Raw genomic sequence first — 11,752 nt, forward strand, 5'->3', positions numbered from 1 at the left:
GTGCCGACGTCGGTCGTGCCCGCGGAGGGGTCAGGCCGGGCGGAGCCAGATGGTGGCCAGTGGGGGGAGGATCAGGTCGGCGGAGCGGGGCTGGCCGTTCCACTCGACGGGGTCGGCCTTGATCGGGGTCGAGTTGCCGGTGCCGGTGCCGCCGTAGGCCTCGGCGTCGGTGTTGAGGACTTCCTCCCACAGCTGGTCGCGGCCGTCGAGGGCGGGGAGGCCGACGCGGTGGCCGTGGCGGACGACGGGGGAGAAGTTGCAGACGGCGACGAGGGGCGAGCCGTCGGCGGCGTGGCGGACGTAGGAGAGCAGGTTGTCGTCGGCGGAGCCGCCGTCGAGCCACTGGAAGCCCTCGGGGGAGGTGTCGAGCTCCCAGAGGGCGGGGGTGTCGCGGTAGTGGCGGTTGAGGTCGCGGACGAGGCGGCGCACGCCCTGGTGGTCCCGGTGGGCCGGCCACTGCTCGTCGAGCACCCACCACTGCGGGCCGGTCTCGTGGTCCCATTCCGCGCCCTGGGCGAACTCCTGCCCCATGAAGAGGAGTTGCTTGCCGGGGTGGGACCACATGAAGCCGAGGTAGGCGCGGTGGTTGGCGCGCTGCTGCCACCAGTCGCCGGGCATCTTGGAGACGAGCGCCTGCTTGCCGTGCACGACCTCGTCGTGGGAGATCGGCAGGATGTAGTTCTCGGAGTAGGCGTACACCATCGAGAAGGTGATCTCGTCGTGGTGGTACCTGCGGTGCACCGGCTCCTTGGACATGTAGACCAGCGAGTCGTGCATCCAGCCCATGTTCCACTTGAGGCCGAAGCCGAGGCCGCCGCCGTCGGTCGGGCGGGTCACGCCGTCCCAGGCGGTCGACTCCTCGGCGATCGTCACGACGCCCGGGCAGCGCCGGTAGACGGTCGCGTTCATCTCCTGGAGGAAGGAGGCCGCGTCGAGGTTCTCCCGTCCGCCGAACCGGTTGGGCGTCCAGGCGCCGCCCTCGCGGGAGTAGTCGAGGTAGAGCATCGAGGCGACGGCGTCCACGCGCAGCCCGTCGATGTGGAACTCCTCGCACCAGTAGACCGCGTTGGCGACGAGGAAGTTGCGCACCTCCTTGCGCCCGTAGTCGAACTCCAGCGTGCCCCAGTCGGGGTGTTCGGCGCGCAGCGGGTCGGCGGGCTCGTAGAGCGGCTCGCCGTCGAAGCGGGCGAGGGCGAAGGCGTCCTTGGGGAAGTGGGCGGGCACCCAGTCGACGATCACGCCGATCCCGTGCCGGTGCAGCGTGTCGACGAGGTGGCGGAAGTCGTCCGGGGTGCCGAGGCGGGCGGTGGGCGCGTAGTAGCCGGACACCTGGTAGCCCCAGGAGCCGCCGAAGGGGTGCTCCATGACCGGCATGAACTCCACGTGGGTGAAGTTCAACTCCTTCAGGTAGCCGGGGAGTTCCTCGGCAATCGCGCGGTAGCTGGTGAGGTCGGGCCGCCAGGACGGCAGGTGCAGCTCGTACACCGACATCGGCGCCCGGTGGTGCGCGGCGCGTGCGCGGCGGGCCATCCACTCGCCGTCCTCCCACCGGTAGGCGGAGGAGGTGACGACGGACGCGGTGCCGGGCGGGCACTGGGCGGCGCGGGCCAGGGGGTCGGCCTTGTCGAGCACCCAGCCCTGCCGGGTGTGGATCTCGTACTTGTAGGTGGTGCCCTCGGCCAGCCCGGGGACGAAGAGCTCCCACACGCCGGAGGAGCCGAGCGAGCGCATCGGGTGCCCGGTGCCGTCCCAGTGGTTGAAGTCCCCGATCAGCCGCACCCCGGCGGCGTTCGGCGCCCACACGGCGAACGCGGTGCCGGCCACGCCGTCCACCGTCCGCACGTGCGAGCCGAGCACCTGCCACAGCTGCTCGTGCCGGCCCTCGGAGATGAGGTGCAGGTCGAGCTCGCCGAGGGTGGGCGGGGTGCGGTAGCCGTCCTGCTGGACGAGGGGTTCGCCGTCCGGGTAGGTCACCAGCAGCCGGTAGTCGGGCGGTGCGCCGCCGGCGAGCAGGCCGGTGAACAACCCGGCCTGCTGGTGGGTGAGTTCGGCCGGGCCCTGGGCGGTCTCGACCACGACCCGTTCGGCGAACGGCCGCAGCACCCGGATCGCGGTGCCGCCGTGCACGGGGTGGGCGCCGAGGAGCGCGTGCGGGTCGTGGTGCTGGCCGCCGACCAGCCGGTCCACCTCGGAGGGCGGCAGCGGCGCCTCGGGCAGCCGCAGGGCCCCGGCCGGCAGCGGTTCGGGAGCCGGGGCGGGGCCGGGAGCAGAGGTGGCGGCGGGGGCAGGAGCGGGTGTCCCCGTACCGGCCAGGAACGTGGCCGGTACGGGACGGGTGGTGCGGCCGGGCGGGTCGAGCGGCGTCACGGCGGGGTCCTCCTGCGGCGGGGGGTGTGGGCGAACTCCTGCGGGCGGTACGAGCGGGGGATCACACGGTCAGGGCGAGCCGGTTGATCGCGGCCAGCGGGATCGGCAGCCAGCTCGGGCGGTGCCGGGCCTCGTACACGACCTCGTAGACCGCCTTGTCGATCTCCAGCGCGCGCATCAGCTCCGGCGAGGCCGCCGGGTCGACGCCGCCCCCGGCGGTGTACCCGGCGCAGAAGGCGGTGCGGTTGCGCTGTGCCCAGGCGGCGGCGAGGTGGGCGAGCTCGGGGTCGACCGGGCCGCCGGCGAGGAGGTGGGCCGCCGCGTAGTCGAAGGAGCGCAGCATCGCGGCGACGTCGCGCAGGGCGGGCTGCGGTTCGCGGCGCTCGTTGACGGACTTGGCGGGCTCGCCCTCGAAGTCGAGCAGGACCCAGCCGTGCGGGGTGCGCATGGCCTGGCCGAGGTGCAGGTCGCCGTGGATGCGCTGGACCGGAAGGCCGTCCGGGTGGGCGTCGGCGAGCTGCTGGAACGCGCTGCGCAGGGCGGCCCGGTAGCGCATCAGTCCGGGGACGGCGGCGACGGCGCTGTCGAGGCGGTCGGCCATGGCGGTGGCGAGCTGGCGGGTCTGGGCGCGGTCGAGGCGGGCGACGGGCATCGAGCGGGCGAGCACCCGGTGCACCTCGGCGGTGGCCCGCCCGAGCCGGTGGGCCTCGATCGCGAAGTTGCCGGGGGACGGGTCGCCCTTGAGCCGGCCGACCTGGTCGAGGGCGAGCTCCCAGCCGTCCTCGGCGTCCGGCAGGTAGCGCTGGAGCAGGCCGAGGGTGGCGGGTTCGGCGCGTTCCATCCGGCTCTCGAACCAGGCCGCGACCCGCGGGATGCGGGTGGAGCCGGCCCGGGAGAGGGCGAGGGAGAGTTCGAGGTCGGGGTTGGTGCCGGGGTGGACGCGGCGGAAGAGCTTGAGGATGTACGAGGTGCCGTAGATGACGGAGCTGTTGGACTGCTCGGCGGTGGAGGCGCGCCCGGGGATCGTGGTGGGCAGGCCGGAGCCGGGGGTGCGGCGGAACGACAGCGAGCCGAAGCGGTCGCCGGTGGCCAGGTGTTCCAGCAGGCGCCCGGTGAGCTCCGGGTCGTGGACGGCGTCGTAGAGCGTCGCGCCGTCGTACGGGCCGTGGGTGAGCCGGCCGAGCACGGCGCCGGGCTCGATGTCGGCGGGGCGCTCGGAACGGACGCCGAGGAGGAGTTGGTAGACGTCCCCGTGCGGGGCGCCGGCCGTGGTGGCGTGCTCGACCCGCAGCAGGAGGTGCAGCAGGGCCGGGTCGCCGACCTGCAGCGGGGTTCCGACCACCGGGGTGAGCCCGGTGATGGGCCGTCCCTTCCCGGCGTACCAGCGCTGGGTGGGGAGCCACTCGGAGATCAGCGGCAGGGCCGCCTGGACGAGTTCGCTGACCCCCAGGGCGGTTCTCCGGAGCCCGGTGCTCCGCGCGCCCGCCGACGCGGCGGGGCCGGCCGGGGTGTCGTGCTGCACATGGGCTTGAGAACGGGAGGTTTCGGACATGACTCCCTTTCCCCGGAAGCGGGCCGACTGCCCGACGGGTCTGGCCGGGTCCGTCAGTCTTCCGGATTTCGGCGGCGCGGCGGTGGCGGCACGCGAGCGGGGCTCAGGTGTCACGCCTTCGTGTGGGTGGCCGTTGGGCTGTTCTCCGTACGCGGCGCCGGGGGCGCCGCGGGGCGGAGGACCCCGGGGCGCGCGGGTTCAACTCGCGCTCCCCGAGGGTCTGGTGGTGCGGTCGGGGCCGGTGCGGCGGATCGTTACTTCGACCGCCTGGTCCCGCTCAGTCGCGGGGGCTGCCGGAGCTGGAACCAGTAGAAGCCGTGGCCGGCCAGGGTGAGCAGGTACGGCCACTCACCGATCGAGGGGAAGCGCACTCCGCCGATCAGCTCGACCGGGTAGCGTCCGCCGTACTGCCGCAGGTCCAGTTCGGTCGGTTGTGCGAACCGCGAGAAGTTGTTCACGCACATGACCAGGTCCCCCTCGTGCTCCCGCACGAAGGCCAGCACCGCGGGGTTGCTGGAGGGCAGTTCGGTGTACGTGCCCAGGCCGAACGCCGGGTTGAGCTTGCGGATCTCGATCATGCGACGCGTCCAGTGCAGCAGCGAACTCGAACTGCTCTGCTGCGCCTCGACGTTGGTCACCTGATAGCCGTACACCGGGTCCATGATGGGCGGCAGACTGAGCCTGCCCGGGTCGGCGGAGGAGAAACCCGCGTTGCGGTCCGGGGTCCACTGCATCGGGGTGCGGACGCCGTCCCGGTCGCCGAGCCAGATGTTGTCGCCCATGCCGATCTCGTCCCCGTAGTAGAGCACCGGCGAGCCGGGCAGCGAGAGGAGGAGGGCGGTGAACAGCTCGATCTGGTTGCGGTCGTTCTCCAGCAGCGGGGCGAGCCGGCGCCGGATGCCCACGTTGGCGCGCATCCGGGGGTCCTTGGCGTACTCCGCGTACATGTAGTCGCGCTCCTCGTCGGTGACCATCTCCAGGGTCAGCTCGTCGTGGTTGCGCAGGAAGATGCCCCATTGGCACCCGTACGGGATGTGCGGGGTCTTGGCGAGGATCTCCGAGACGGGGTAGCGGGACTCGCGCCGCACCGCCATGAAGATCCGCGGCATCACCGGGAAGTGGAACGCCATGTGGCACTCGTCGCCGCCCGCCGCGAAGTCGCCGAAGTAGTCGACGACGTCCTCGGGCCACTGGTTGGCCTCGGCGAGCAGCACGGTGTCGGGGTAGTCGGCGTCGATCTCCTTGCGGACCCGCCGCAGGAACTCGTGGGTCTCCGGCAGGTTCTCGCAGTTGGTGCCGTCGCGCGCGAACAGGTAGGGCACCGCGTCCAGCCGGAAGCCGTCGATGCCGAGGTCGAGCCAGAACCGCAGTCCGGCGATCATCTCGTCCTGGACGCGGGGGTTGTCGTAGTTGAGGTCGGGCTGGTGAGAGAAGAACCGGTGCCAGAAGTACTGCTTGCGGACCGGGTCGTACGTCCAGTTGGAGGTCTCGGTGTCGACGAAGATGATGCGGGCGTCCGGGTACCGCTTGTCGTCGTCGGCCCACATGTAGAAGTCGCCGTACGGCCCGTCCGGGTCCGCGCGGGAGGCCTGGAACCACGGGTGCTGGTCGCTGGTGTGGTTCATGACGAAGTCGATGATCACGCGCATGCCGCGGGCGTGCGCGGCGTCCACGAACTCCATGAAGTCGGCGATGTCGCCGAACTCGGGCAGCACCGATTTGTAGTCGGCCACGTCGTACCCGCCGTCGCGCAGCGGCGAGGCGAAGAACGGCGGGAGCCAGAGGCAGTCGATGCCGAGCCACTGGAGGTAGTCGAGCTTGGCCGTGAGCCCCTTCAGGTCCCCGACCCCGTCGCCGTTGCTGTCCTGGAAGGACCGCACCAGCACCTCGTAGAAGACCGCACGCTTGAACCACTCGGGGTCCAGGTTCTTCTTCGAGGTCTCGGGGAAGGTGTCGGGGACGGGCTCGTTCACTGTCACGCTGGGTTCCTCCGAACCGTGAGGAGGTGAGCCGGCTCGGCTGAGGGATCGAGCCGGACGTAGTTGTGCCGGCCCCAGGTGTAGGCGGCGCCGGTGAGCTCGTCGTGCACCGCGAACGGGCCGTCGCCGTCGAGCGTGACGGTGGCCTCCTGGACGTGGTGCGGGTCGAGGTTGACCACGGTGATGACCTGGTCGGTCAGGCCCTCCGGGGTGGTCGCGGTCTTGGAGTAGGCGATCACCTGGTCGTTGTCGGTGGGGTGGAAGCGCAGGTCGCGCAGCTGGCGCAGGGCGGGGTGGCGTCGGCGCAGCCGGTTGAGCACGGTGAGCAGCGGGGCGAGGGTGTCGGTGCGGTTCCAGTCGCGCGGGCGCAGCTCGTACTTCTCCGAGTGCAGGTACTCCTCGGAGCCGGGGTGGGCCGGCTCGTTCTCGTACAGCTCGAACCCGGCGTAGACGCCGTAGGTGGGGGAGAGCGTGGCGGCGAGTACGGCGCGGACGGCGAACGCGGCCCGGCCGCCGTGCTGGAGGTAGGCGTGCAGGATGTCGGGGGTGTTGGCGAAGAAGTTGGGCCGCATGTAGGCGGCCGCGTCACCGGTGAGTTCGGTGAGGTAATCGGTGAGTTCCGGCTTGGTGGTGCGCCAGGTGAAGTACGTGTACGACTGGTGGAAGCCGATCTTCCCGAGGGTGTGCATCATCGCGGGGCGGGTGAAGGCCTCCGCCAGGAACACGACGTCGGGGTCGGTGCGGGCGATGTCGGCGAGCACCTTCTCCCAGAACAGCACCGGCTTGGTGTGCGGGTTGTCGACCCGGAAGATCCGCACTCCGTGGGACATCCAGAAACGCAGGATGCGAACGGTTTCCTTGACGATTCCATCCATGTCCTGATCGAAGTTGACCGGATAGATGTCCTGGTACTTCTTCGGCGGGTTCTCGGCGTACGCGATGGTGCCGTCGGCGCGGTGGCTGAACCATTCCGGGTGCTTGTTCACCCACGGGTGGTCGGGGGAGCACTGGAGGGCGAAGTCCAGCGCCACCTCCAGGTGCAGTGCCCGGGCCTCGGCGACGAAGTGGTCGAAGTCCTCGATGGTGCCGAGGTCCGGGTGGACGGCGTCGTGGCCGCCCTCCGGCGAACCGATCGCCCAGGGCGAGCCGACGTCGTGTGGACCGGCCGTCAGGGTGTTGTCCGGGCCCTTGCGGTAGGCGCGGCCGATCGGGTGCACGGGCGGCAGGTAGACCACGTCGAAGTCCATCGCGGCGATCGCGGGCAGCCGCTCGGCAGCGGTGCGCAGGGTGCCCGAACGCGGCGGCTCGACGCCGTTCGGGTCCACCACGGCGCCCTCCGACCGCGGGAAGAACTCGTACCAGGAGCCGAACAGGGCGCGCTCGCGGTCCACCTGGAGCGGCAGCGGACGGGAGGCGCTCAGCAGCTCGCGCAGCGGGTACCGGGCGAGCAGCTCCAGCACCTCGGGGGCGAGCGCGGCCGCCAACCGGGACAGCGGCGGCAGGCCGGGGTCGCGCAGCGCGTCGGCGGCGGCGAGCACGTGCGCGCGGCCCTCCTTCTTCGGCACGCCGGCCGCGGCCTGCTCCAGCAGGCGGGCGCCCTCCTCCAGGACGAGCGCGGTGTCCATCCCGGCGGGGAGCTTGACCGACGCCGTCCTGCGCCAGGTGGCGATCGGGTCGCTCCACGCCTCGACCAGGTAGGACCAGCGGCCGGGCGCGGTCGGGGTGACGTGCGCGCCCCAGCGGTCGGTGCCCTCGGCGAGCTCGCGCATCGGGGTCCACGGGCCGCTGCGCCCGCGCGGGTCGCGCAGCACGACGTTGGCGTTGACGGCGTCGTGGCCCTCGCGGAACACGGTCGCGGTGACCAGGAAGGTCTCGCCGGCGACGGCCTTGGCCGGGCGGCGGCCGGAGTCGACGAGCGGGCTGACGTCCAGGACGGGGATGCGGCCGATCACGGTGTCGCTCTCTGTCTTTCGGGCGGCGGTCTTGCCGGCGGCGGTCTTGCGGGCGGGCGCCTTGCGCGGCGGGGCGTCGGCCTTCGCGGCGCCCGCCTTGGTGGCACCGGACCTCGCACCGGCCTTCGCACCGGCTTTCGCACCGGCTTTCGCACCGGCCTTCGCGCCGTCCGCCTCCGGGGTGGCGGACGGCGCGGTGGACCCGGCGGTGGCGGTGCGGCGCGTGGTGGTGGTGCGCCTGCGCGGTGCCGTGGTCCGGCTCTCCGCGACCCCTGGTTGTCGGGCCGCTGCGGAGGACTCGGGCTCGGAGTGTTCGAGCGGGGAGGGGTGTTCGGACGGGGGCTGCCCGGGTGAGGCGTGCTCGGGTCCGGAGTGCGGGGGACGGGCTGCTCCGGCCGCCCTGGGCGCCGGCATCGCCGGATCCGTCCGAGTGTCAGAATCCGCCCGTCCGGCGGATTCCGCGACCGCTGCGTCGAGGGTGTCGGCCACCGGTGTGGACTGGTCCCGCGTGTCGCCGTGCATGCCAAGCTCCTGCCCGAGATCGGCGGCAGCTCCCGCCGGCGCCGGGGGGCGGGCCGGGGGAGTACCGGGAGGACTGCTGGGTGGGGAGGACGTGCGACCGAGAGCCTGCCCGCGCCGCCGTCCCCGGCAACCTGCCCGGCGCCCGCCCGGCCCGTGGGGGGACGCCCCGGAGCCCGCGCGCGTCCCGGCGCACGCCTCCGGGGGCACGCCCCTGGGCGACCCGGTCGACCCGTGAACGAGCCGACCGAGTACGAGGACACGCGTCGGAGCGCCGTGGGCGCCGAATGGGCTAAGGAGGACGAGGAACGATCAACGCGAAAAGGATTCGGACGTGCTGCTTCAAGGGGGGCGCCGCCCGTCGCCGCACTCCCCACAGCATCAACGACCTCGGTTCATACTCGCACCGCGGGCCGGACTTTCGCAGCGGTACGACAGTAGTTTCGGGCTTTGTCCGGAGCGGATGAGCGATCGGAAATGGGGTCGTTCCGCAGTGTTCACGCTTTGGTAGCGCGAGCCCCCGGAAAGTGCGCCTCGCGCGCCCCCCGTGCAGCCCAATGCGCCGAATGCGATCTCATCAATAGGCCGAACGGATGCCCAATAGCCCACTTGACGCACTGTCATGACGGCCGTCGGGGCTACGCTTCACGCCGTGAAGGCAATCCGCAGATTCACCGTCCGCACCGTCCTGCCCGAACAACTCCAGCCGTTGCACGAGCTGGCCCTCAACCTGCGCTGGTCCTGGCACCCCGAGACCAGGGACCTCTTCCGGTCCGTGGACCCGGAGGTCTGGGCCGCGACCGGCGAGGACCCGGTGCGGCTGCTCGGGGAGGTCCCGGCCGCCCGGCTCGCCGCGCTCGCCGCCGACCGGCGCTTCCTGCGCCGCCTCGGCGACCTCGCCGACGACCTGCGCGACTACCTCGCGGGCCCGCGCTGGTACCAGGCCCAGGAGGGCGGCGGCACCCCGCTGCCCGCCGCCGTCGCCTACTTCTCGCCCGAGTACGGCATCGCCGCCGCGCTGCCCCAGTACTCCGGCGGGCTCGGGATCCTGGCCGGCGACCACCTCAAGGCCGCCAGCGACCTCGGCGTCCCGATCATCGGCGTGGGGCTGTTCTACCGGCACGGCTACTTCCGGCAGTCCCTCGACCGGGACGGCTGGCAGCAGGAGCGCTACCCGCTGCTCGACCCGGACGAACTCGCGGTCAGCCTGCTCCGGGAGGCCGACGGCACCCCCTGCCGGGTCGACCTCGCCCTGCCCGGCGGCCGGACCCTCGCCGCGCACATCTGGAAGGCCCAGGTCGGCCGGGTCCCGCTGCTCCTCCTCGACTCCGACACCGAGGAGAACTCGCCCGCCGAACGCGACGTCACCGACCGCCTCTACGGCGGCGGCAGCGAGCACCGGCTGCTCCAGGAGATGCTCCTCGGCATCGGCGGCGTCCGGGCCGTGCGCGCCTACTGCCGCCTCACCGGCCACCCCGCCCCCGAGGTCTTCCACACCAACGAGGGCCACGCCGGCTTCCTCGGCGTCGAGCGGATCCGCGAACTCGTCGCCGCCGGCACGGCCGAGACCGACACCGCCGGGGCCGACGGCGCCGGCCCCGACTTCGCCGCCGCCCTGGAGTCCGTCCGGGCCGGCACCCTCTTCACCACCCACACGCCCGTCCCGGCCGGCATCGACCGCTTCGACCGCGAGCTCGTCGCCCGGCACTTCTCCGGCGACGCCGCCCTGCCCGGCGTCCCGGTCGAGCCGGTGCTCGCGCTCGGCGCCGAGACCTGGCCCGGCGGGGACCCGAAGCTCTTCAACATGGCCGCCATGGGTCTGCGGCTCGCCCAGCGCGCCAACGGCGTCTCCACGCTGCACGGCGAGGTCAGCCGGGCCATGTTCAACGGCCTGTGGCCCGGCTTCGACCCGGCCGAGGTCCCGATCACCTCCGTCACCAACGGCGTCCACGCCGCCACCTGGATCGACCCGGCCGTCGTGCGCCTCGGCGCCGCCGAGATCGGCGCCGACCGCGCCGAGGACGCCATGACCAACGGCGACGCCAAGCGCTGGACCGGCCTGGAGCGGATCGGCAACACCGAGATCTGGGACCTGCGCCGCAGCCTGCGCGCCCAGCTGGTCGACGAGGCCCGCCGCCGGCTGCGCACCTCCTGGCGCCAGCGCGGCGCGGGCGAGGCCGAGCTCGGCTGGGTCTCCTCGGTGCTCGACCCGGACGTCCTGACCATCGGCTTCGCCCGCCGGGTGCCCTCCTACAAGCGGCTCACCCTGATGCTGCGCGACCAGGACCGGCTGCGCTCCCTGCTCCTGCACCCGACCCGCCCGGTGCAGATCGTCGTCGCCGGCAAGGCCCACCCGGCCGACGACGGCGGCAAGCGGCTGATCCAGCAGATGGTCGCCTTCGCCGACGACCCGGCCGTCCGCCACCGGATCGTCTTCCTGCCGGACTACGACATGGCGATGGCCCAGCACCTCTACCCGGGCTGCGACGTCTGGCTGAACAACCCGCTGCGCCCGCTGGAGGCCTGCGGCACCTCCGGGATGAAGGCCGCGCTCAACGGCTGCCTCAACCTGTCCGTCCTGGACGGCTGGTGGGACGAGTGGTACGACGGCCAGAACGGCTGGGCGATCCCCACGGCGGACGACGCCGGCGGCGTGCTCGACCCGGAGAGCAGCGAGGCCGAGCGGCGCGACGACATCGAGGCGGCGGCGCTCTACGACCTGATCGAGGAGCAGGTCGCCGCGCGCTTCTACGACCGCGGCGCGGACGGGCTGCCGCACCGCTGGATCGCGATGGTCCGGCACACCCTGGTCACCCTCGGCCCCAAGGTGCTGGCCGGCCGGATGGTCCGCGAGTACGTCGAGCGGCTGTACGCCCCGGCGGCGCTCGCCCAGCGCGAGCTGGCGGCCGGGTCGGGCGAGGGCGCCCGCGAGCTGGCGGCCTGGAAGGCGAAGGTCCGCGAGGCCTGGCCGGCCGTCCGGGTCGAGCACGTCGAGGCGGACTGCCCGGCCGAGGCGCAGGAGCTCGGCAGCTCGCTGGCGCTGCGGGTGCAGGTCGCGCTCGGCGCGCTGTCGCCGGGCGACGTCGAGGTGCAGGTGGTGTCCGGCCGGGTGGACGAGACGGACGGCATCTCGGACGCCGGCCTGCTCGCGCTCAAGCCGGTCGGCGGCCCGGACCTGGACGGGCGGACGCGCTACGAGGGCTCGCTGGAGCTGTCCAGGACCGGTCCGTTCGGCTACACCGTCCGGGTGCTGCCGTCCCACCCGCGGCTGGCCTCCCCGGCGGAGCCGGGGCTGGTCGCCCTGCCCGCCGAGTCGGCCGGGATGGACGCGGGCCTACTGCGCTGAGGCGCTGCGCCGGGACGGGCTGGGCCGCGGCGGGGCG

General features: G+C 72.8%; 5 protein-coding genes. 1 reads left to right on the plus strand and 4 read right to left on the minus strand.

Going from position 1 to position 11,752, the window contains the following annotated elements; all coding sequences use genetic code 11:
• Positions 1-30: 30 nt before the first annotated feature.
• The 4 genes from glgB to ACFXDE_RS31585 all read right to left on the minus strand — a co-directional run bounded on the left by glgB (position 31) and on the right by ACFXDE_RS31585 (position 7,850).
• On the minus strand, positions 31-2,367 hold the full coding sequence (glgB, locus tag ACFXDE_RS31570) for a 1,4-alpha-glucan branching protein GlgB (protein ID WP_380498035.1): 2,337 nt from the start codon (positions 2,365-2,367) through the stop codon (positions 31-33).
• A gap of 61 nt (positions 2,368-2,428) precedes the next feature.
• Positions 2,429-3,919 carry a phosphotransferase gene (locus ACFXDE_RS31575; RefSeq protein ID WP_380441323.1) on the minus strand — a complete coding sequence of 497 codons (1,491 nt, stop codon included), beginning with the start codon at positions 3,917-3,919 and terminating at the stop codon, positions 2,429-2,431.
• Positions 3,920-4,173: 254 nt separating this feature from the next.
• The gene (gene treS, locus ACFXDE_RS31580) at positions 4,174-5,898 is read right to left on the minus strand and encodes a maltose alpha-D-glucosyltransferase (protein ID WP_380441325.1); all 1,725 of its coding nucleotides are present in this window, start codon (positions 5,896-5,898) and stop codon (positions 4,174-4,176) included.
• A complete protein-coding gene (locus tag ACFXDE_RS31585) occupies positions 5,895-7,850 on the minus strand; it encodes an alpha-1,4-glucan--maltose-1-phosphate maltosyltransferase (RefSeq protein WP_380498053.1) in 1,956 nt (651 codons plus the stop codon). Before ACFXDE_RS31585 ends, treS begins: the two co-directional genes overlap by 4 nt.
• A 1,171-nt stretch (positions 7,851-9,021) precedes the next feature.
• On the opposite strand from ACFXDE_RS31585, the gene glgP reads away from it, so the two are divergent.
• Positions 9,022-11,715 (plus strand): alpha-glucan family phosphorylase, encoded by a 2,694-nt coding sequence (gene glgP, locus ACFXDE_RS31590; protein WP_380441327.1) that lies wholly within the window; start codon positions 9,022-9,024, stop codon positions 11,713-11,715.
• Positions 11,716-11,752 lie beyond the last annotated feature (37 nt).

Source organism: Kitasatospora sp. NPDC059408, assembly GCF_042751525.1.
Lineage (GTDB): Bacteria > Actinomycetota > Actinomycetes > Streptomycetales > Streptomycetaceae > Kitasatospora.